General features: G+C 36.6%; 16 protein-coding genes and 1 riboswitch. Of the genes, 6 read left to right on the plus strand and 10 right to left on the minus strand.

The genetic code is table 11. From position 1 onward, the window contains the following. Window positions 1-69: 69 nt before the first annotated feature. Entirely contained in the window at window positions 70-10,029 is a 9,960-nt protein-coding gene (locus tag EZV73_RS00285) for an Ig-like domain-containing protein (protein ID WP_240837206.1), read from the minus strand. A gap of 409 nt (window positions 10,030-10,438) precedes the next feature. On the opposite strand from EZV73_RS00285, the gene nfsB reads away from it, so the two are divergent. Beyond that, window positions 10,439-11,092: an oxygen-insensitive NAD(P)H nitroreductase gene (gene nfsB, locus EZV73_RS00290; RefSeq protein WP_240837208.1), complete on the plus strand. Its 654-nt coding sequence runs from the start codon at window positions 10,439-10,441 to the stop codon at window positions 11,090-11,092. A gap of 27 nt (window positions 11,093-11,119) precedes the next feature. Here the strand turns inward: nfsB and sufU are convergent, their stop codons facing one another. The 9 genes from sufU to yfcE all read right to left on the minus strand — a co-directional run bounded on the left by sufU (window position 11,120) and on the right by yfcE (window position 18,831). After that, entirely contained in the window at window positions 11,120-11,545 is a 426-nt protein-coding gene (sufU, locus tag EZV73_RS00295) for a Fe-S cluster assembly sulfur transfer protein SufU (RefSeq protein WP_240837209.1), read from the minus strand. Then, entirely contained in the window at window positions 11,538-12,731 is a 1,194-nt protein-coding gene (locus EZV73_RS00300) for a cysteine desulfurase (RefSeq protein ID WP_240837210.1), read from the minus strand. The genes sufU and EZV73_RS00300 overlap by 8 nt, the downstream gene beginning before the upstream one ends. After that, complete coding sequence (locus EZV73_RS00305) at window positions 12,721-13,755, minus strand: SufD family Fe-S cluster assembly protein (RefSeq protein ID WP_240837211.1); 1,035 nt, start codon at window positions 13,753-13,755, stop codon at window positions 12,721-12,723. The genes EZV73_RS00300 and EZV73_RS00305 overlap by 11 nt, the downstream gene beginning before the upstream one ends. Window positions 13,756-13,763: 8 nt before the next feature. Continuing rightward, window positions 13,764-15,167 (minus strand): Fe-S cluster assembly protein SufB, encoded by a 1,404-nt coding sequence (sufB, locus tag EZV73_RS00310; RefSeq protein ID WP_240837212.1) that lies wholly within the window; start codon window positions 15,165-15,167, stop codon window positions 13,764-13,766. A 9-nt stretch (window positions 15,168-15,176) separates the two neighbouring features. Continuing rightward, entirely contained in the window at window positions 15,177-15,911 is a 735-nt protein-coding gene (gene sufC / locus EZV73_RS00315) for a Fe-S cluster assembly ATPase SufC (RefSeq protein WP_240837213.1), read from the minus strand. Between the two features lie 99 nt (window positions 15,912-16,010). Further along, complete coding sequence (locus EZV73_RS00320) at window positions 16,011-16,346, minus strand: hypothetical protein (protein ID WP_240837214.1); 336 nt, start codon at window positions 16,344-16,346, stop codon at window positions 16,011-16,013. Further along, the gene (locus EZV73_RS00325; RefSeq protein WP_240837216.1) at window positions 16,336-16,851 is read right to left on the minus strand and encodes a DUF6036 family nucleotidyltransferase; all 516 of its coding nucleotides are present in this window, start codon (window positions 16,849-16,851) and stop codon (window positions 16,336-16,338) included. Before EZV73_RS00325 ends, EZV73_RS00320 begins: the two co-directional genes overlap by 11 nt. A 55-nt stretch (window positions 16,852-16,906) precedes the next feature. Then, the gene (locus tag EZV73_RS00330; RefSeq protein ID WP_240837218.1) at window positions 16,907-18,118 is read right to left on the minus strand and encodes an MFS transporter; all 1,212 of its coding nucleotides are present in this window, start codon (window positions 18,116-18,118) and stop codon (window positions 16,907-16,909) included. 167 nt (window positions 18,119-18,285) lie between these two features. Further along, a complete protein-coding gene (gene yfcE / locus EZV73_RS00335) occupies window positions 18,286-18,831 on the minus strand; it encodes a phosphodiesterase (RefSeq protein WP_240837220.1) in 546 nt (181 codons plus the stop codon). Window positions 18,832-19,007: 176 nt separating this feature from the next. Further along, window positions 19,008-19,110, plus strand: a riboswitch (purine riboswitch). Between the two features lie 75 nt (window positions 19,111-19,185). Here yfcE and EZV73_RS00340 point away from each other — a divergent pair. The 5 genes from EZV73_RS00340 to EZV73_RS00360 are packed head-to-tail and all read left to right on the plus strand — an operon-like array spanning window position 19,186 to window position 24,336. Next, complete coding sequence (locus EZV73_RS00340) at window positions 19,186-19,758, plus strand: xanthine phosphoribosyltransferase (protein WP_240837222.1); 573 nt, start codon at window positions 19,186-19,188, stop codon at window positions 19,756-19,758. 21 nt (window positions 19,759-19,779) lie between these two features. After that, window positions 19,780-20,847 (plus strand): BMP family ABC transporter substrate-binding protein, encoded by a 1,068-nt coding sequence (locus EZV73_RS00345; RefSeq protein WP_240837224.1) that lies wholly within the window; start codon window positions 19,780-19,782, stop codon window positions 20,845-20,847. A gap of 10 nt (window positions 20,848-20,857) precedes the next feature. Next, window positions 20,858-22,369 (plus strand): ABC transporter ATP-binding protein, encoded by a 1,512-nt coding sequence (locus EZV73_RS00350; protein WP_330636922.1) that lies wholly within the window; start codon window positions 20,858-20,860, stop codon window positions 22,367-22,369. Continuing rightward, window positions 22,362-23,423 (plus strand): ABC transporter permease, encoded by a 1,062-nt coding sequence (locus EZV73_RS00355; protein WP_240837225.1) that lies wholly within the window; start codon window positions 22,362-22,364, stop codon window positions 23,421-23,423. Before EZV73_RS00350 ends, EZV73_RS00355 begins: the two co-directional genes overlap by 8 nt. After that, window positions 23,416-24,336 (plus strand): ABC transporter permease, encoded by a 921-nt coding sequence (locus EZV73_RS00360; protein ID WP_240837226.1) that lies wholly within the window; start codon window positions 23,416-23,418, stop codon window positions 24,334-24,336. Before EZV73_RS00355 ends, EZV73_RS00360 begins: the two co-directional genes overlap by 8 nt. Window positions 24,337-24,370 lie beyond the last annotated feature (34 nt).

A 24,370-nucleotide genomic window follows, 5' to 3' on the forward strand; every position in this document is an offset into this window, starting at 1 on the left:
TTTGATGGCATTTAACAAAGAAAATCACTCATATACCTAAAGATAAGGTGGTACTAAACCACCTTTAAATTACTTCACAACCATTATTTTTCTTGTAGAAGGAAACCACATGACTTTAGCGCCAAATGCTTCGTAGACATATCTTAATGGCACCATCGTCCTTGAGTTTATTATGATTGGCGTCATATTGTAGCCTCTCAAAGTCTTGTCAATGTATAGCGGCATAACCCTGCCGTCCTTTGTAATGGTTACTTTTCTTTCTTTTTCAAACCATTTAACTTTTGCATCTAGGTGCTCAGCGATAAAGCGGACTGGAACAATTGTACGGCCACTAATGATTCTAGGTGCCACATCAGACTTCACAGTCTTATCATCCACTTCAATAAGCAGATTGTCTATCTGCAATTCTATCTGTGTCAGATTATCTGAAACCATGATGTTAAAAAGACCATCTTGATTGGTATAGAAAGTAAAGGTCTTATCCTTTTCATTGTAGTCTCCACCAAGCTTTTCATACGTATAATAACCACTGTAATCCTTTTCATATCTGATAGCAGTCAGTTTGTCTATGTTAGACTTGTTCACTGCAAAGTTTTTAGATAAGTCAATAGATACCTTAAGCGGTTCATCAAAGTAATCAAGACCTAGATACTGGCCATCTCCATTAGAAAGTGACATGTCTAAAGTAAAGGCCCTATGACCGATACCTGTTAAGGTGTCTTCACTTAATGGATCAAGTCTTTTAAGTATCTCTTTGGTTTCAGAGTACTTGAGCTCTTTGTTTAACATGACAACATATGGATTGTCCATGAAGTCATCCTTATCAGTTGCAAACCTCCTAAAGAGTTCTGTATTCATGACTACAGAGGCTGTATCACTTTTTAAGTCAAGGTGATCCGTAATAAGTACATCCCCCATATCAAACTCCTTCTTCGGTTTCTTTTTTGGCCTTGAAGATGAAGACCTTGAAGAAGACGAGTCTGATGAATCCGAAGTATTTGAAACACGTTTCTGAAGAATATCAAACTCAATCGTGACTTCTTTAGAGTTGCCATTCTTGTCAGTTACGTAAACTCTTAAAACATGATGACCAAGTTCTGATATACCTGTGCCAGATACAAAGTCTTTCCCATCTAATTGCATATCAATTGTCATCTCTGATAACTTTGATACATTATCTGAAATAGTCACCACAGGGCTAACAGAAGACCTATAAGTCCCATTATCAGTAACACCAGAAATAGATATTGTCGGTGATACAGTATCAATTACAAAGCCACCGGATTCAACAAGAGAGTTGACCACATCCTTATTGGTTTCAAAGTGAACAACTGGGTAAATGCTTTTTATACTGGATTCTGTAACACTAGAAACAGAAGTCATTTGAGAATCAAGTAGCCACCAGTCACCAGAAAACTCAGGACCTGTCAATAAAGCTTTATAAGTTTCATATTCCTGACCACTTAATAGACCAATCTTATCTGAAGTATCACCTGACCATGACCAGGTTTGCAACGACAAGGTGTCTAGTACATCTTTAGAAATAAAGACCTCATTTAAGTACTTTCTTATGTCACTCTTAGAATAATCACTTTCCCCCTTGGTTGACCAAGGTCTCGATCCTACATTCTCTGTTAGAATTGCTAAACCACTGGTTGGATCTAGGACCTTCCACTGACGACCAACAAAAGAAACTTCCTGACCTGGATCTAAAGCATTCATCTTGACAACATCATCAGCAACACTTAACTTATGAGGCCATGGTACCACTGCACGACTGCCACTAGCATCACTTACATCTACCTCTATGATATAGTCACCATTATTAAAATCTTTCTTATCAAAAGTTGCTGACCAAGTCTTATCAGTTTTGGTATTTGTTAAATGGATAGCTTTAAACAAATCACCAACTCTAACTTGTAGGCTGACATCATCATTTTCTGTGTCAGATACCAAACCACTGATGGTAAAAGACCCTTTTGTTAAATGGATGTCTTCATTGATGTCAAAACTTACACTAGGTGGCGTATAATCTCTTACTCTCAGTTTATGTGGCCATAATTCTGATGAGCTTCTTCCCGTATCATCTACAGCTTTAACTTGAACATTTTGATAAGTTGTTCTGGATAGCTCACCAACATCCCATGTTAGACTAAAGCTTTGAGATGAGCTTGCATCCTCTACTTCTACTTCAGCCTTATGACCATCAATGGTCGCTTCTAACTTAACCTTACCGCCATCAGGATCAGAAACTTGACCGGAAATGGTGAAGATACCACTTGTCATTACCTGGTCATCGGATGGCGAAAGGATACTTACTTCAGGTGATGATAAATCTTTAACCTGTAGTGTATGTGCCCATGTCGACTTGACAAGTTCACCATTCTTATCATCAACAATGACTTCAATATCACTATAAATCCCATTGTCTAAATCATCTTTTGAGAAGCTCAATTCAAAGTCGCTTCTAGAAGAAGGAGTAATACTCACATCCTCTATATGATCACCAATCCTTGCAGAAATGGTGAGTTCATCATTTTCAGGATCAGATACCTGACCTTTTATAATAAAGACACCTGACTTTAAGACGTACTTATCATCAACGATTTCAAAGTCTCCTTCAACTTCATTTAAAGAAAGAGTAGGTCTTTTATTGGCTATTGAAAATGTATGAGACCAAGTTTCATCCACTAGATTTGTGCCATCATCAGCGGAAACTACAATATCACTGTAATCACCAGAAGCTAAATCTTCGTAGTCCCATGTCAAAGTCCAGTTCTGACGTAAATTATTTACTTTCGAAGTAAAAGTTTTTTCTAGACCTCCTATGCTTGCCTTTATAATTACCGAGCGGCCTTCAGGATCCTCGATTGTTCCCTCAAGTGTAAAGCTACCATCTGTTAAGGTTTGATTACTCTCGCTAAATAGTTTAAATACAGGTGGTTTGTCTTTAACATCCATGGTGTAGCCAGAATCATATACTTCACTAGATATACCGTCTGAGACCTCAAAACTTATTAGATGTATGCCAATGCTCAAATCACTTCTTAAACATTCTATGGTCCAATCTACCCCATCCTTAGTCTGATTGACGCTTGTATCAAATCTTTGATCACCTACTAAAGCTGTTATTGTAACGGTTTGATTATCTACGTCTTCTACTCGACCTTTTAGGATATAAGTATCACCGTTCATTATAAGATTTTCACTCGGTACATTAATTTCAAATCTTGGTTTCTTGTTGACGACTTCAATGGTGCCACCCCAAGTAAGGGTCTTTAATATCTCGTCCATTTTTACATGGATATCTATACTTGTCGCCTCTATCGGTCCAATCTCATCTTTGGTCCAAGTCATAGACCAAGTATTCTCGTTCTTAGTATCAACTTCAAGGTTTTTTAAAGATTTACCAAGTTGAGCTTCTAAAGTGATGATGTCATTTTCTAAATCAGAAATTGTACCTGATAATGTAAATGATCCTTCATCTAAAACGATTGCATCTTCACTCGTCTCAATCACAATCTCTGGGTGCGAATTCACAACCGTTAGACTACCCGGCCAAGTTTGAGAGCTTGAACCAAACTCATCAGAAGCTGTTACCACGATACCTGTCAATACACCATATGGTAGTTGAGACTTATCCAGTGTCAAAGTCCACCTTGAACCATCTATAAGACCGTCAAACTGTTTACCATCAATGCTTGTAGATACACTTACTGGATTATTCTCATAATCACTTACATTACCTGTCAGTTCAAAGCTACCCTCAATCAGATCATATGATCCTATTTCATCAATGGTAAGTTCAGGTTTTTCATTGGTCTCATCTGTTACTTTTAACTCATATGGCCATCTTATTTTCTGTTCAAAGTGATGTGCTTCATCATAAGTAATATCGATACCGTTATAAGTTTTATTCATCAAATCAGATTTTAACCATTCAAGTTGCCAATTTCCAACACCATTTTCATACTTTACATGAGCTATACTTTCAACATCACGACCATCACTGCCTTTAAGTTTTGCACTTAGAATCATCCAGTTTTCTTCATCATCATGTACTGTTCCCTTTAGGACAAACTTATCACCTTTTAAAACATACCTATCAGTAGGCGATGTAAATGTAACAACTGGTGCTGAATTTCTTACAAGCAAGCGTTTGTTATGTTCAACTTGTGTTAGGTCTTTTGAACCATCATCTGCGTAAACTGTAAAACCTGAAACATCTAGTTTATCAAGTTCTTTCTTAGTCCATTTAAGCTGCCATTCTATTGGCTCCGAGTTAGCTTCGACTTTAACCTCTTTCTTAACTCCTTTGATAAAGGCTCTTACATAAACCTCTTCCTCATCTACATCCTTTACTGTTCCTTTTAGAATATAGGCATCTGGTCCTTCAATGATTCGAGGAGTAGTCGGATGTGTTATTACTAACTCTGGCAAGGTGTTATCAGGATCATCAAGTACCTGGACATTGACATAGGCAACTTTCACCTGAGCACCTGTTGCATCTTCTGCAATAACTTCAATATCGTTATAAGTACCGTCTACTAGAGCGCTTCTATCCCATATAAGCTCAAAAGCAGTTTCACCTTGAATATCTTCTATAACAACACTACGGTAGGTGCCTATTTGAGCTTTTACTGTAATCTTACCGCCATCTGAATCATTGACTTTACCTCTGATAATAAGTTGTCCTTTATGATGTATTAAATCTTCATCAGGAACTTCTACCTCTAAATCCGGCATATGGTTAATGTCTCTTAAGGTATAATCCCATAACTTAGTTGTAGTTTTTGAAGAATCTGTAGCTGATATTACAATACCATCAATGGTTTCTTGACCTATCATATGCTTTTGCCATGTTAGGTTAAATACACCATCTGAATCATTTAAAACAGTCTCAGTCATTTTATGTCCATTAATGGTCGCACTAACTTTGATGTCTTCCTCTTCTGGGTTTGTTACGATACCTCTTAAAACAAAGTCTCCTGTATAAAGCTCTTGGTCAGAAAGTGGTGATGTAATTTCAATACTTGGCGCAATATTCTCTTTGAGTGCGTAGGCCCAGGTTTTACTTACAGAAGCTTTATATTCATCTTCAGCTGTAACAGTTATTGTATAGTCCTTCTGAGTCAAGTCAGACTTATCCCAAGTTAGTGACCATTCATTTGTCTCTGCTGTGTTGACATCAATGCTCTCTTTATTGCCATCAATTTCTGCTGAAACAGTTACAATCTGATTATCTGCATCTGTAATAGAACCAGATAGAACAAATTCACCTGGAATCAAGCTATCATGATTTGTAGGACTTGTTATCGTTAATACTGGTGATACATTGTCATCTACTATCAGTTTACCAGGCCATTTTTTACTTGCTGTACCTTCTTGACTATCATCAGCATAAATCTCTATATCATCATAAGTTTTGTGAGTAAGTTCAGACTTCTTAAAATTAAATGACCAGATGCCGTCTTCAACTGCTAAGTCTCTTTCTTCATCATCAATAATTACTCTAACGGTTATACTGCCTCCGTCTGCATCTGTTACACGTCCACTCAATCTAAAAGTGTCACTCTCTTTGGTCAAGTAATAATCGTCTACTTGGTCAAATGTTAGAACCGGTAGTGTGTTTTCTTTCATTTGAAGTTTTATAGGCCATGAGTATGTCTTTTCTGGACAATTTATATCAAAGTATTTAATGACAACATTATGATATTTACCTCTATCTGATAACTCAGAACGATCCCATTCTAATCTCCATGTCCTTGTTGTCCCCTCATTAGAAACAATCGCATTTTTGCCATGTTTTCCATCTAGTGTTGCAGAGACAAAGACTTCCTCATTGTCATAATCTGTTGTCGTACCTTCTACGATTAACTTGCCATAAATCATCGTCATATCAATAGGTGGACTGGTAACCTCTAATGTAGGGTGCTTGTTAACGGTTAAGTAGTATGGCCACGTCGTTTCGCTCTCAGCACCATAAGCATCTCTTGCATGAATCTTAATATTTGATATCAGTCCATTTAAAGAATGCGGCAGTTCATCATAAGTCCAGGACAATCTCCATATAGTATTTTCATCTGGATTCATAATGCTTACTTCTTTACTTACATCACCGATTGTTGATGAGATGGTTACAAGACCGCCTTCTGCATCTGTAACACGACCACTAAGTGTAAGGTTTATCCCAGTTGTAGCAATATCTTTAAGTGGTGCAGTTAACTCAATTATAGGTGCCGTATTATAGACAAGGGTAAGTTTATCCTCTCTTATGATTTCATCTCCTACGATGACAGAATCCCTTGCACTGGCTTTTATATCTAAACTTTGAGTCTGAGATAAGTCACCTAGCAATTCTTCATAAGTAAAGTCTATACTCCAAGTAGGACTAGAATTTGTTTCTGATACACTTACTGATTTCTCTATAGATCCAACACTTGCAGTCACTTGTAACGTTTCATTTTCTCTATCATAAACCGTTCCTGTCAGTGTTAACTTACCACTAATTAGTTCCGTCTCATTTGATGTAATTGTGACTACAGGCTTTTCGTTCTTATATAGGTTATAGTCTAAATCATAGGTACTTTGACCGCCTTGGCTATCAAGGGCCCTAATAGAAATATCAGAATAATCCTTTTGAGTAATAGTTGACTTATCCCACTCAAATGTAAAATCTCCAGAACCGGTGATTGTTGTTGTCTTTTCTTGGCCATCAATGCTACAAGAAACTGTCACCTCATCACCATCTAGGTCTCTTACTGAACCAGCTATAACAAAGCTACCAGCTGTGAGGTAGTCATGATCTGTCGGACTGCTAATTGTGATATTAGGCAGTCTATTTTCCTGAGGATTTGCTAGTGTCAGAGTATATGGCCAAGATACTTGAGACAATCCAATTGAATCCTCTGCGGTAATTTTTATGTCATCGTAAACCTTATCTTCTTCTAGGTCACCTCTTAAATCTGCATAATCAATATTGAATGAAAAATCACTTTGTCCAGAAGCTACAGTCGTCGTATATGGTTGATCTAGTATATGAAGCTTAACTGTAACCTCTTCATCTTCAGGATCATCAATACTTCCTTCTATGCTGAAGGTGCCTTCAGTAAGGGTTTGATTGCCACTTGTTCTTATGTTTATAGATGGCAAGGCATTCTTTTTTAGCTCATAAGCCCATGATTCAGTTCTACTAGAACCATGTACATCTGTAACAGTTACTTCAACAGACTTATCCGCTTGAAGAAAATCTGTTTTATTCCAAGTTAATGACCAGTCAGAAGGAACATCAGATGAACTTATTCTCGTTTCTCTTAAAACACCATCAATGGTAGCAGATACAGTCATTTCATCTTCATCATTATCAAATGCTGTACCTGACAAAGTAAAGACACCCGCTGTAAGTGCTATATCCTGACTTGGAGCTGAAATCACAAGTGAAGGTAAATCATTTACAATCAGAGTCTGGTTCCAAGTTAGGACAGTCTGCGCTTTTGTATCATCTAAGGTAACTTCTATAGGACCATAGTTTTTGTTGCTCAAATCTTCTTTAGACCAAACAAGTGACCATTCCGTTTCGCCAGGCCTTAACTCATCTGTCCTTAAAACGTTATTAATTGATGTCGATACTGTCAAGGTGTCTGAATCACTTGCCCTACCAGAAAGTACAAAGTTGCCATCTACTAGTACAAGGTCTACTAGAGGACTGGTGATCTCTCCACTCGGTTTTTCATTCTCTGATAAAACGTTAAACGTAAAGCTCTTTGTATCACTAACCGAAGTCGATTTCTTATCATCAGCAATTACAGTCACATTATTGTATGAACCTGTATCTGTAAAGTCACTTCTGTCCCATGTAAGGGTATAAGCTGTTCTTGACAAGGCCTTTTCTACAGTTATAGACTTTGTGACACCTCCTAAAGTACCACTAACAAGGACATCGTCACCTTCATGATCTTCAACAGAACCTGTTACACTAAAAGTGCCAGTCTTAAAGTCAACATTTGCTGGCGGCTGATTGACAACCAATCTTGGTGACTGATTTGGTTTATTAACGGTAAGGGTATGTGACCAAATTGTTGTAATAGTCTTATTGTTCTTCTCATCCACAGCTATCAGTTCTATGTCGGAATAGTCACCATTTGAAATCTCAGAGATATCCCATTCTAATCTAAAAAGGTTATAATGTGGATTGGATTTTTTTACAACTTTTGCCTCAACCCCATTTATAAGTGCACTTAGAGTCAACTCATCACATTCTCGGTCTCTAATATCTGCTGTAATCATAAAAGTACCTTCATTTAATTCAACATTATCTAAAGGTGTTACAGCCTCAAAGTAAGGCGCCTGATCTACAAAAGGCTCTACAACCAATCTTTTGTTCCAAATAAGTTGACTTGTATTGGTGCCATCTGTTATGTTAATTGGAATATCGGTGTAAGTCTCAGGTATTAGCTCATTTAATTTCCAAGCCAAAGTCCAAGACGAGTTTTCCTTTGTATCCACTGTTGCACTTTGAGTATTACCTCCTATTGTTGCATTAACAATTACAGAATCTAAATCTGGATCTTGTACAGTTCCTGATACTTCAAAAGTTCCATAAGAGCCGCTAGTATGATATAGACAAGATGGATCAAAACTTACAATAGGCTGTCTGTTTAAGTTTTGACTGTCATTAACAGTCAAAGTATGATTCCACGTGCCATTTATCACTTGATTTGAATCCAGTTTATCAAAAGCGCCTATTCGTATATTTTCATAAGTACCATTGTGTATTTCCTCAATGGACCATTCCAGCTCAAAGGGTTTGCCCTCTGGCGTAGCCAATAACCTGACAGACTTAGGCACATTATTGATAACGGCCATAACAGTAACATCTTCTGTGTTATCGTCTTTTACTTGCCCTGATAAGACGAACTTATCAGTCAAAGTCACATCACTTGTAGGTGATTGAATATCAAGTACCGGTAAACTGTTACCAGGCGCCGGTGTAATAACCAAAGTATATGGCCATTTCCATGTTTTATTAACTTGGCCATCAGAGTATTCTATATCGATGCCTTGGTAAGTGCCTGGTGTTAGATCATCTACGCCCCAATCAAGTGAAAACTGGCTTCTATCATTAGGATTTCTCCATACATTTCCTGAAACACCTCCAATACTAGCCCTTACCGTGGTGTTATCACCATCTTCATCTTCTAAGGTACCTTCTAAAGAGAAGCCATAATTATGGCCCTTTTCTATGCTCCTGTCGTTTGCAGGAGATGAAACATTTAAGACCGGTTCATGATTGATATCCGCCCTAGTAATTTCATAAGTATAATCTTTTATTGTACCGTCTTCTGCTTGACTACGTATTTTAAACCTATTCCTACCAACTTCCAGATCATATTGTAATACTTCGCTTGACTTAAACTCAGTCATATTGCTAAAGTCATCGTTCACAACCAGATAACACGATGCAAAGCTTGAGTTTACAGAAGGTCTTGCAGCAATGTCAACAAATGCTACTGAGTTTCTAACATCCATTCTGTAGATCCCCTCAACATCTTTTGAGTACATTGGATTGGTTTCTGTATGTAATCCATCCACACTAATAGACACAGCGTTTAAAGTAGCATCACTCGAAGGTGCATTTCGCTCTAAATGAATTAAATAATTTTTTGCCACTTCATCTTTACTTTTACTTTCTACATGGATTTTATAGACCCCTGCTGTTGGCATATCCACTATAACGAGTTTATCTGAAGTCGCTTGATATGTATCTTCATTTGCCATTTTATAGCGATAAGTCACATCTTTATTGGTCTCAAGTACCAAGGTTACCTGACTATACCTGTAGGGTAAGTCTATAAAATCAGGAAGCTCAACTGAATCCAATAAGGCCTGATTAGTAGGATCATCCTCCACATAAATTTTCTCATATGGCATTGCCTCTTCATCTTCTACCGCCCATACGGGTATGCTTGTTAGTAAACAAGTCATAATTAACACACATGATAATACTCTTTTAAAACAATTAACTTTCATATTGACCCCTCAAAAACAAAAAAACCTGAAACAAACCTTACGGTAATGTTTCAGGTAATCTCTAGCCTAAATCTATAAATCACACTAAATATAGAATTGTTCATATTCACATAGGTGCCGGCTCGAATCCTTTCCCCATTTAGGACAGTATAGCACATTATTTTTTTTATGTGAAATATTTTTTGAGTAGCTTTTAAATCCTTTTCTTGAATTTCACTACAATCTATTACACTTATGCCCAAGAGATTACCAGTTTCTGTATCCACTTATGATTAGGAAGTCACCTTTACATACATTTATGTTCGTTAATATCTAAAAAGTGCATTCTTGTTAAGAAAACACCTAGTGCCTATAATGAAGCTATAAGACGACAAACCATAACTATTCACATATACTAAAGGAGTTAAAAATGGATTTAATTAAATCACTAGAAAGAAGATACTCAACAAAGGCATTTGATCCTAATAAGAAGATTTCAGATGAAGATCAAAAAACAATTGAGAACCTGCTTCAGTTGTCCCCTTCATCTACAAATGTACAACCATGGCACTTTACAATTGCAACAAGTGATCAAGGTAAAGAAAGAATTGCTAAGGCAGCAGAAGGCTTTTACATCTTTAACAAACAAAAGGTTTTAGACGCATCGGCTGTTGTCGTCTTTTCTGCTAAAACAGAGATCACAGATGACCACTTGTACAAGGTGCTTGATAAAGAAGCTGAAGATGGTCGATATGCCGATCCTCAGTTTAGAAAAGACTATCACAATGCCAGAAAAATCTTTGTCGATATGCATAAGTATGATTACAAAGACCTTCAACACTGGGCTGAAAAACAAGTTTACTTAAACCTTGGCAACTTCTTATTAGGTCTGGCTCAAATGAAGATTGATGCTCTACCAATGGAAGGACTTGATATGAAACTTCTAGATCAAGAACTTGGCCTAAGAGAAAAAGGTTTCTCATCATCAATTGTTGTTGCACTTGGTTATGCTGATGAATCAGATTTTAATAAGGACCTACCTAAATCTAGACTTTCTAAAGCAGATATCATTTCAAATATATAAGCACTTTAAAAGGACCTTCCGGTCCTTTTATATCACCCTATTGATACTTTCATCTAAACAGTGCCAGCCAAGTGTGCCACATTTGGCTCTTGCCGGCATTTTACTTAAACTCTCAAAAGCAACTGCATCTTCTAGAAGTTCCAAGTCTTCATCCGACAGTTCTTGTCCTCTGATCATTTCAAAGAACTTTTCCGCTCGAACTTTAGCTTCTTCAAGCTTCATCCCTTTGACCATATCAATCATAATAGACATAGAAGCTTGACTTATAGCGCAACCAGAACCAAGAAAAGCAGCATCTTCAATATAACCATCTTTCACCTTTATTTGAAGCGTTAAATCATCGCCACAATTTGGGTTATGACCACGTTCCACTGCATCTGGATTTTCTAGATTTCTATGATTGTGTTTACTCTTGTTATGTTCTAAAATTAATTCACTGTAAATACTATTCATAAAAGACCTCCTTTACAGCTTCTAAGGCCATGACCAACTTATCAACATCTTCTTTTGTATTGAACAAAGAAAAGGATGCACGACACGTTGATGGATGGTTTAAATATTTCATTAATGGCTGACAACAATGATGGCCTGCTCTTATGGCCACATGATGGCTATCAAGTATAGAGGCCACATCATGTGGATGAACCTCTTTTACATTAAAGGTCACTAGAGAACCTCTCTTATCATCACCATAAACTTCAATATAATCTAAAGCTTTTAAAGTCTCATATGCATAACTTGTAATTAAGGCTTCATGTTTGTTGATTCTATCAAGTCCAAGATCATTGATATAATCAATGGCTTTCTTTAAACCAAGTACACCTTCAACATTCTGAGTACCCGCTTCTAGTCTTTCAGGTAAATCAGCATAAGTCGTTGTCTGTTCTTCTACATATTCAATCATGTCACCACCTGATAAAAATGGTTGAAACTTATTAAGAAGATCAAACTTACCATAAAGGACGCCTATACCTTGTGGCGCAAACATCTTGTGTCCTGAAAATACTAAAAGGTCAGCATTTAATTCTTTCACATCTACGTGTTCATGACCAACAGCCTGAGCAGCATCTAAAAGTTTTAGAACACCAAACATATCGGCTCGATCAAAGACACTTTTTACATCATGTTTAACACCAATACCATTTGAAATCATAGGTATAGATACTAGAAAAGTATTTTCATCAATCTTTTCATACTGGTCTTCTAATATATGACCATTTTCATCACAGTAGAGATACCTAAGCTCAGCACCTACCTGATGACAAAGTCTCTGGAAAGGTATGATGTTAGAATGGTGATTGGTAATAGAAAGAACAATATTATGATCTTCTTTTAAGTGGTCTTTTACATAAGCGTATGCTATTAGGTTTAGAGCTTCTGTTGCATTTCTTGTAAAGATGATTTCCTCATCTCTAGAAGCGTGAATAAAGTCTCTTACTGCCCTTCTACCTTCATTGTAAATCTGAGTGGATACAACACTTAAGTGATGAGCACCTCTATGAGGGCTGCCATTTCCAGATTTATAGTAATCAGAAATGGCATCAATGACTTGGTTTGGCTTTTGAGATGTGGCAGCATTGTCTAAGTATATTAAATCTGGATGGTTGTTAAATATCTCAAAATCCTTTTTATATAACATGTTCAATGCTCCTATCTACAATCTCATTAGCAAGTATCTTTGTATCTTCATCTGAAATCTCTTCTATGATTTCTTTAAAGCTTGACTGGATTACTAATAGTTTGGCTTGATGCTCAGATAAACCTCTAGACATCAAGTAAAATAAGCGGTCTTCATCTAATTGACCAATACTTGCACCGTGTTCTCCGATAACATCATCTTCTGTACACATGAGGGCTGGTATAGAATCAGCTTTTACATCATCACTTAATAAAAGTACAAATTCTTCTTCTTTACCTGCAGAACCCACAGCGCCTCTTTCAAAGTGAAGTGTGCCTCTGAAAACCTTTTTTGACTTACCATTAAGCACACCCTTACCCAGGATATCCGACTGTGACTTCTTACCAATATGATTGGCAGTAAAGGATAAGTCTAAGCCTCTATCATCAGCAGCCATATACATGGACTTATAGTCACATTCACTTTGATAACCAAGAAGATTGGTGTCATAGTTGATGATCATATTTTTAGAGCCAATTTGTAAATCTACTGCCTTAAAGGTCCCTCTGTCATGAACCTCTGTAAGAACATGGTCTACAAACTGTGATTCTAAATGGGTATTTTGAATCTTGATTAGATTTAAAGTCCCGCCTTCTTCTACAACAATTCTGGTCAGTCCGTGGTGTACGAAATCTTTTTCATTTTCATAAACCATAACCACAGTACCTTTTTTATAAGCTTCTACGTGAATATGATTTTCTTCAACAATATGCGCGTGGTCTTTATAGTTTAACCAAACAAAATCATCATCACCTTTTATATGAATGTTTAGCTTTGTTCCAGCTTTGTATTTAACAAAGCTTTCATAGTCATTACCCAAGGCTTTTCTAAAGTCTCTTTGGTGTTTGATGACCTTTTTTATATCGTGTATAACGTTCTTTTGTCCTTTAATAATTTCAGGTGTGTAGGTTTCTGCGTCGATACTTGCTACATACTCTGGCAAAGGAACTCTTTTAAAATCTATGCCTACTTCTTTTAAAGTCATATGCCCTCCTATCCGACTACACCTTCAAGTTCTAATGTGATTAAGTTGTTCAGTTCTACTGCGTATTCTAGCGGTAATTCTTTTGTAATCGGCTCTACAAAGCCTCTTACAATCATGGCCTTGGCTTCTGCTTCCGGTATACCCCTAGACATCAAATAGAAAATGGCATCATCTGAAATCCTACCAATTTTAGCCTCATGGCCAATATCGATATTGGAATTAGCGACTTCTATAATCGGCAAGGTGTCTGATACTGACTTATTATCTAAAATCAAAGATTCACAATTGACCGTTGATTTGGAATGATGGGCATTCTTTGAAGCCTTTAACAAGCCTCTATAGAAAGCATGCCCGCCACCTTTTGAAATCGATTTTGAGTTGACAATAGAAGTTGTATAAGGTGCAGCATGAACAACTTTAGTACCTGTATCTAAATACTGACCTTCGGCTGCAAAGGTGATGCCTGTAAATTCACTTCTTGCATGTTCACCTCTTAAGATGCTCATTGGATAAAGCATAGAAACCTTTGAACCAAATGAGCCTGACACCCATTCAATCTTTCCATGTGCATCCACCACTGCTCTTTTAGTATTTAAGTTATACATATTTCTCGACCAGTTTTCTATGGTTGAATATCTAAGTTCAGCACCTTCTTTTACAAAAAGTTCAACGGCACCAGCATGAAGATTCTGTACTGAATACTTTGGTGCAGAACAACCTTCTATAAAGTGAAGCTTGGCATTCTTTTCTACAACAATCATGGTGTGCTCAAACTGACCAGCACCTTTAGCATTCAATCTAAAATAAGATTGCAGTGGAAAGTCTACCTCAACGCCTTCTGGTACATAAACAAATGAGCCACCTGACCATACAGCACCATGTAAGGCTGCAAACTTATGGTCTTGAGGTCTTATAAGAGTCATAAAGTACTCTTTTACAATGTCAGGATATTCCTTGACCGCTGATTCCATATCTGTATAAACAACGCCTTGATCGATCAGTTCCTGTTTAATCGAATGGTAAACAACTTCTGAGTCATATTGAGCGCCCACACCTGACAATGATTTTCTTTCTGCTTCTGGAATACCTAGTCTTTCAAATGTTTCCTTGATATCATCAGGTACTTCATCCCATGAATGCTGTTGTTCTACATCAGGCTTAACATAGTGAACGATGTTTTCTACATCTAAATCTGATAAATCAGCCCCCCACATAGGCACAGGTTTTGACTTGTATATTTTTAGAGCATGTAATCTCTTTTCTAACATCCAATCTGGTTCATTTTTCTCTTTTGAAATCTCTCTTATGATTGCTTCACTGAGTCCTTTATCAGACCTATAGACATGACGTTCTTCATTGACAATATCGTAGATACCACGGTCTATATCTGATACTTGTGTTTTTTTAGCCATAGCATCTCCTTATTTGTATTGTAAGAATCCATTGTCATCAATTTCATTGGCGATATCTACAGTACCACTTTTGACAATCTTGCCATCTACTAGTACATGTACAAAATCTGGTTGAATGTACTCTAGAATCTTGTTGTAATGTGTGATAATAAGCATTGAATTGTTTTCAGATACCAAATCCTTAAGATTTTCATATACAGAACGAATGGCATCTATATCCAAACCTGAATCAGTTTCATCTAAGATCGCAAGCTTCGGTTTCAACATAGCCATTTGAAGTATTTCATTCTTCTTCTTTTCACCACCAGAAAAACCTTGGTTTAAGTATCTTTGAAGATACTCATGTTTCATATCTAACTTATCCATTACTGCATGAGCGTCTTTTCTAAATCTAGTCATCATAGGTAAAAAGCCTGTTTTTTCCTTGATGCTTGTTTTTAAAAAGTTTTCTACTGTGATGCCTGGTACCTCTTCTGGATATTGGAATGATAAAAACAGACCCGATTTAGCTCGTTCATCTACCTTCATATCCAATAAGTCTTTGCCGAAGAAAGCAACCTCACCACCATCTACCTCATAAGATGGATGTCCCATTAGTACATTTGCTAAAGTGGATTTACCTGCACCATTCGGACCCATTACTAAGTGTATTTCACCTTCATTAATGGTTAAATCAATGCCCTTTAAAATGCTCTTTCCGTCAGCTGATGCCTGTAAGTTTTTTATATTAATGATTTCTTTCATTGCGCCTCCTTGAATTCCTAGTAATTTACTGTGAATTACCTTCAAAATCATACTATACCATTATAGTATACTTGTCAATAAAAAAAAGAAGCATTCGCTTCAGTTTTGATACTCAAAATTTAGAATTTGCTTGATAACAGAAATCAAAAAATCCTTATCATCTTTATTTACATCATATCGTTCTTTATCTGGAATAAATCCCATAAACTCTAGTATATCTGAAAAATAAGCAAATCTATGATATCCATTTTGATTTGAATCAATAGATTTGATCTCATACAATATCTCACTTATCATTTGATGTTCATTTATATCAGCCTCTCTATATTTGTTTATATCAGTCAAAAAATCCAAATAGGTAATCGTTTTACCTCTTGATGAATTTCCAAAGTAATCTCTAGCATTCGAAACTGCTTTACTGAATCTACTGTACATGTAAGACCTCTTTTCTAAATTTAGAAACATTTTCTAAGTACATCGATTTAGAATAGGGGTTTGTTAAATGTTCAGTCGCTTCAAGTAATAAAGCATCTAATAAGTCTTTATCAGATACGCCTAAAAGTTTTTTTATATCTTCTTTATCAATATTAGAATATCTGTTAAGTTTCATGACAATGATGTCTTCAGCTGATAATGAGAATACCTTTAATCCCATACCAGAAAAAATCACTTTTGCCCTATTTTCATAATCTTTGGCAATAGCAGATATCGATGTATCTACTAAATCATAATCACCCAAAATATTTAAAGCTCTAATGTACTTTGTGTTAAAATCAGTTTCAATAAAATCAAAATCCATAGTAGGACGGACAGAGGCATCAGTAAACAAACACGCTAATCCACCAGCTAAATAAAGTATGAGTTTTTCACCTGGAAACAAGAGATTAAATACTTTATCGGCTCCCTCTAATCTATCTATTACTTCTTCAATATCCTTCATAAATACCTCCACATAAAGTATATCATAAAGTTATATCTAACAAAATATCAGGCCATTAACCTGATATCAATAGTTCTTTTTCTTTCAGTTTTTCCTTCTTAAAGATGTTCCTAAATAAGATGGTACCTACTAAATAACACAGTATGGTAACAGCATATGGTGATGAGTAAGAGATGTGTTCCATCATAAAGCCACCCAGGAGTATACCAAAGGCTCTGGCTAGGTTATTGGTAGTTGATCTTAAGGAACTGACTAAAGGCCTGTAAGTATCATCTGCCAGTTCCATGTATAAGTTTTGTAATATCGGCTGAGCCATGTTCATGAGTGACGACCTAAAGAAAAACGCCAAGGAAACAAGTACAATGTTCATAGGTACACCTATAAGTATTAGAAAAGGTATAGAACCCATCTGTAAAATAGTCACCAGTTGATACCTGCCGAAACGCCCCATTAAATAAGGAACAGTCAAGCCACCAAGTACCGTACCCAATTGGGCTATAGCAAGTATTGAACCTACACCTGAATCACTTAAATCAAGCATATACTTTAAGTAGATGCCAAAGAAGGGTACTATCATCCCGGCTCCAAATCCTATGATCATGGTATAGGAAAGCATTTTAACAAGCTTGATAGAATAAACTTCTTTAATCTTCGAAAACTCTATTTTCTGTTCATTCCTTGTTTTCTCCCCTTTTATCAAGTACAGGGGTATCAAAGCGATTAGTGATGACAAACTCACAATATACAAGGCATATCTAACACCTAAATAATCGGCTAAAAAAATGGTACCAAAGACATCTGCCAAAAGACCTGTTATTAAAGAACCTGTCATAAAAGCTGCATTTCTAGCTGAAAAACTTGCACTAAAGGCATGCATCCTTGTTTCCTCATTGGTCTTTGAAAACAGAAAAGGTGCTTCAAAGGTCATCAGTGTCGATTGACCGATGCCTGATGTGATACAAAAGAATCGCATCAACCATATATTTTTAGTTGAAACCATCAAAATGGCTGAAAGACCTATGGTCGTTAGTCCAAATGCTAAGGCATTTCTTCTTCCAAACCGACTGGCCACAAGAGCCATTACAATGGCAGAACCTGCAACAGAAAACCTTCTCAGTGACAACAAACCACCAACAACCGCTTCATTATAGCCTACTTCTTTTACGTAGATGCCTAGAAAACCGTTAAAGGCTGAGGATGTTAGTCCGAAGAGAAAGATAACCGTTATAAATAATTTTACTTCTTTACTTAATTTTAAATATTTCATTTTTACCACCCACATCAGTATACTACAATTTACTTCGAGTATCTAAAGAATAAGAGTTTTACTTCTATTTGTTTAAAATTAAAGAGTCTCCTTTGCAATAAGCAGATGTTGCTGACTTTCATTATTGAATTCTATTCCTAAAGAAAGTAAAAAGCAGTTCAAATGAACTACTTTAAATGAATTTCCTTTATAATGTTACCTTCTAAATCTTTTACCATATAGTGATCCCCCTCTAAAACCGCATAAGAATTGGGATTGTTTTCCTTTGGCAAAGTAATAGAACCTGGATTTAAATAATAAACTTCACCCAGTTTTTCTGCCATCGGCAAATGAAAATGGCCATGGATAAAAGCATCGCCCTCATTTAAGACTGGCATTTGGTTTTTATTGTATAAATGACCATGAGTCATAAATATTTTGTAAGTATCTTTTACAATGATATGGTAGTCCCCCATCATTGGAAAAGATAAGACCATTTGATCGACTTCACTATCACAGTTACCTCTTACAGCAACAATCTTATTTTTATAAGCGTTTAAGAGTTCAGCAACTTCTGCAGGATTATAATCCTTTGGCAGCGGATTTCTTGGACCGTGATACAGTACATCTCCAATAACCATTAAGTGGTCAGCTTTTTCCTCTTGAAACTTTTCTATGGCCTTTTTAGCATAGTAAAGAGAACCATGTATATCCGAAACAAACATTAATTTCATATCATTACCTCCACTTAAATCTTACCAAATCTCTAAAAAAATAGCTAGTGTATAGTGATTTTATACAAACGTTCGGAAAAATTCCAATATTACCTATGAACTTCTCACAATGTGTTGTGATATCACTTAAAAACTCGAATGTTTTTCTTGTTTTTTAGAAAAAAGTACACTATAATGTAGTCAAGTTAATAAACATTCGTATAAGTTTGACAATATGGGTCATTCGTTTCTACAAACTACCGTAAATAGTTACAGGCTACGAGTTCACTTAAGAAAAGGATTTTTCTATCTTTTTGTGTATGAACTCTGCTGGTGCAGAGTTTTTTTATTAGATAGATAATCTAGGAGATTTTTATGGAGTTACTTAAAGAAAAGATTTTAAAAGAAGGCAGAGTTTCAGGTGAAGAAATTCTTAAAGTTGATTCTTTTCTAAATCATCAATTGGATGCAAACCTACTATATGAAATAGGTGCTGAGTTCAAGAGATTATTTAAAGAAAAGAAAGTAACAAAGATTCTTACCATAGAAGCATCTGGCATTGGTATTGCGGCTGTTGCAGCTTTGCATTTCAATGTACCAGTTGTTTTTGCAAAAAAAGTTGCCTCTAAGAACTTAGACAACGAAACTTACAAGACTGAGGTTTATTCTTTTACAAAACAAAAAAATTACGATGTACGTGTTTCTAAAAGATATCTAAACGAACAAGATCACATTCTTATATTAGATGACTTTTTAGCAAATGGCCGTGCGGCTCTAGGTCTTATGGATCTAGTAGAACAAGCTGGCGCTGAACTCGCTGGTGTTGGTATCGTAATTGAAAAGTCCTTCCAAGAAGGTGGACAAGTCTTAAGGGACAAGGGTGTACATCTAGAATCATTGGCAAAAGTTAATAGATTCACAGATGGCCACATCACATTTCAAGCGTAGTTTATTATTTAGGAGGAAAAAATGAAGAAATTATTGATTTTATTAATGTGCATCTCTTTAGCATTATCTGCTTTCGTAGGATGCGAATCATCAAGTGATGAATTTGTAGTAGGTTTCATCTATGTTGGCCCTATCGGTGACGGTGGTTGGACTTACGCACACGACCAAGGTCGTTTAGCATTAGAAAAAGAATTAGGTGTTAAGACACTTTATAAAGAATCAGTACCTGAAACTCAAGAAGTTGAAAACGAAATCAGAACAATGATTGACCAAGGTGCAAAAGTTATCTTTGCTACAAGCTTTGGTTACATGGATTATGTAGAAAAAATGTCTGCAGAGTTCCCAGAAGTTGCTTTCTTCCACTGTTCAGGTTATAAGCAAACTGACAATATGGCAAACTATTTCGGTAGAATGTACGAAGCACGTTACTTATCAGGTATCGTAGCTGGTCAAAAAACTGAATCAAATAAAATTGGTTATGTTGCTGCATTCCCAATCCCAGAAGTTATTAGAGGTATCAACGCATTTGCACTAGGTGTTCAATCTGTTAATCCAGATGCTACTGTAGAAGTTGTTTGGACATCTACTTGGTATGATCCTGCTAAAGAAAAAGAAGCTGCTGTTGCTCTTTTAGACAAGGGTGTAGACATCATCGCTCAACATCAAGATACAGCTGGTCCTCAGCAAGCTGCTGAAGAAGCTGGTGCTTTCTCTATCGGTTACAACACAGATATGAAAGAAACTGCTCCAAATGCATATATGACTGCTCCAATCTGGAACTGGGCACCTTACTACATCGATCAAGTAAAAGCTGTTCAAGCTGGTACATTTGAAAGCCATGCTTACTGGGCTGGTATGGAAGCTGACATTGTTCAATTAGCTGAATTAACAGACTTAGCACCTGCTGATGCAAAAGCTGCTACAGACGAAGCTAAAGCTGCTATTTTAGACGGTTCATTATTCGTATTTGAAGGTCCTATCAAGAACCAAGCTGGTGAAGTTGTTATCGCTGAAGGTGAAAAAATGAACGACGGCGACATGCTAGGCATGATGTGGTTTGTTGAAAATGTAATCGGAAACATCGAATAGGAGAAAACTTGTGAACGAAGTATTTGTACAAATGAAAGATATCTGCAAATATTTTGGCTCTGTAAAGGCGAATCACAATGTAAACTTCCAAGTGAATAAAGGTGAAATTCATGCGCTGCTCGGTGAGAACGGTGCTGGTAAATCTACTTTGATGAACATGCTGTCAGGTTTTTATAAACCTGATAGCGGTTCTATTTTTATTCATAATGAAGAAGTTTCCATTCATTCTCCTAAAGATGCCATCAAACATGGTGTTGGTATGATCCACCAGCATTATAAACTTGTAGATGTATTAACTGCTAAAGAGAACATCATTTTAGGTCAAAAAGGCAGTCTTTTTATGAATCCTAAAAAGATCTCTGACGAAATCAAATCTGTTGCAGATAAATTTGGTTTACCTGTTCATCCAGATAAAAAGATTTACGATATGTCCATTGGTGAAAAACAATCTGTAGAAATCATGAAAGTCCTCTATGCAGGGGCTGACATTCTTATCATGGATGAACCTACAGCTGTTTTAACGCCTCAAGAAACGGAAAAACTCTTTGATATTATGAGGAATATGGCCAAACTCGGTTGTGCCATTATCATCATCACTCATAAACTTCATGAAGTAATGGCTGTTTCTGACAGAGTTACAATCTTAAGAAAAGGTCAAACGGTTACAACTGTTAATACAAAAGAATCCTCTCCAAAATCTCTTACAGATCTAATGGTGGGCGCTTCTACAAACTTATCAATTGATAGACCTCAAGTAAAAAGAGGTAGTCAAGTTTTAAAAATTCAAGGCTTAAACGCTTCTGATGAAGAGAAGGTAAAAGTACTTAAGGATATCAACTTTTCTATGTATGAAGGTGAAATTCTTGGTGTTGCTGGTGTAGCCGGTAGTGGACAAAAAGAGCTTTGTGAAGCCATCGCTGGTCTCTACCCTGTTGAAAGTGGCGACATCATTTTTAAAGATGAAAACATCAATGACCTAACACCTGGTCAGATCATAAAAAAAGGTATATCTATGTCTTTTATTCCTGAAGACCGTTTAGGTATGGGCCTAGTGGCATCAATGGATATGATTGATAACTATCTGATCAAAGACCATCATAACCAAAAGGGACATTTTCTTAAAAGAAAACCTGTTGAGGCTGTTTGTGAAGAGATGATTAAGAATCTCGACATCAAAACTCCAGGCATCCACCACCCTGTCAAACAGTTATCAGGTGGTAATATACAAAAGGTATTAATCGGTAGAGAAATTGAAACCAACCCTCATATTTTAATCACAGCCTATGCTGTTAGAGGCCTGGATATCAATGCTTCTCATACTATTTACGATTTAATCAATGAGCAAAAGAAAAAAGGTGTTGCTGTTTTATTTATCGGTGAAGACCTAGATGTTCTACTGGAGTTATGCGATAGAATCATGGTCTTATGCGAGGGTAAGATTACAGGTAATGTAAAAGCAGATCAAACGACTAAAGAAGCACTCGGTCTTATGATGGCTGGTCAGGAGGTTACAAATGGTTAGAATGATCAAACGTACAGACATGACCAAGTCAAAAGCAACAAGCATCCGTTTAACAGCAGTTGTTTTGGCACTTTTATGTTCATCTTTATTTATCTTAATCATGGGTCATAATCCTGTAAAAGTTTACATCAGCATGCTTTCAGGAGCATTTGGTTCTAAATACAGAATCATCGAAACCATGAAGGTTGCTATTCCAATCATCATTGCATCTATTGGTATTATGGTTGCCTTTAAGATGAAATTTTGGAATATCGGTGGTGAAGGTCAAATATTAATGGGGGCATGTTTTGCTACCTACTTTGCATTATACTTTAACCACCTTCCAAAACCACTTCTACTTCTACTCATGTTTGTAGCTGGTCTTGTAGGTGGTGGTCTATGGGCAGTAATACCTGGTCTACTCAAGATAAAGTATGATACTAATGAAACCATTATCACTTTGATGCTTAACTACATCGCCATCAAGTGGGTTACTTATTTACAATACGGTCCATGGAAAGATCCAAATGCACAGGGTTTTCCTAAAATCGCAAACTTTGAAGACAGTGCTATTTTACCAAAACTCTTTGGTCTTCATATCGGCTGGGTCATTGCCATTGTTATCGTGGTCATTGTTGCAGTCATGATGAAGTACTCTAAATGGGGTTACAACATCTCAGTAATTGGTGAGTCACTAGACACTGCTAGATATTCAGGTATTAAGATCAACAAGGTTATCTTAACCTCAGTCTTTATCTCTGGTGGTATCTGTGGTATTGTCGGCTTTATTCAAGCATCTGCTGTAGACCAAACATTAACCGCTCATTTATCAGCTGGTTATGGTTTTACAGCCATTATTACAACATGGCTATCAGCTTTAGTACCTGCAGTTATCATACCTGTATCGGTTTTATTTGCAGCACTTGTTAAAGGCGGTTCTTTTATTCAAACAGCCTTTCAAATTCCAAACTCAGCTTCTGATATCTTACAATCTATGATCTTATTCTTTGTTATTGGTAGTGAGTTCTTTGTAAAATACAATCTAGTATTTAAGAAGGGAGGACAAAATGGTTAAGTTTTTAATATCGGTAATCATTGCAGGTACCCCTCTTCTATTTGCAACACTCGGTGAGTTGATCACAGAGAAGTCAGGTCACTTAAACCTTGGTGTAGAGGGTATGATGCTCATTGGTGCTGTTGCCGGTTTTGGTACTGGTCTTGCAACCAACAGTCCTTTACTTGCAATTTTAGGAGCAGTCATAGCTGGTGGACTGGGGGCTTTGATATATGGTTTTTTAACCATCTCATTAAGAGCCAACCAGGTCGTATCTGGCTTAACACTGACCATTTTCGGTACAGGTCTTTCATCTTACTTGGGTACATCCTATATCGGTCAAAAGATGCCTCAAAACATCATTGACTTTTATAAGCCAATAGCTATTCCAGGATTATCGAAGATTCCATACTTAGGCGAAATTCTATTTACTCAAGATATCTTTGTTTACCTAGGCTATGTAGTGACCCTTGTTTTAGGGATTTACCTTTATAAAACACGTATGGGTCTTAACTTAAGAGCCGTTGGTGAAAACCCATCTGCTGCAGATGGCGCTGGACTAAATGTCACACTTTATAAGTACGTGCACATTCTAATCGGTGGCGCACTATGTGGCCTGGGTGGTGCTTACCTGTCAGTCGTAGAGGTTCCAGCTTGGCAGGACAACATCACAGCAGGTCGTGGCTGGATTGCCATTGCACTTGTTATCTTCTGTAGATGGAACCCGTACAGAGCAATCTTTGCAGCCTACCTATTTGGTGGTTTAAGTATTGTAGGCTTTAGATTACAACATTTAAATATCTCTCAAAACCTTTTAGACGCACTACCTTACTTGTTTACAATCATTGTACTTGTTATTGGTTCAATGAAAAAATCTAAGGAAAACGCACCACCTAAAGGATTGAGTCAACCATATTTTAGAGAAGAACGTTAACAGGCTATGAAAGCCTGTTTTTTCTTGATACAAT

The organism is Acidaminobacter sp. JC074 (genome assembly GCF_022496765.1).
Classification (GTDB): domain Bacteria; phylum Bacillota; class Clostridia; order Peptostreptococcales; family Acidaminobacteraceae; genus JABXKX01.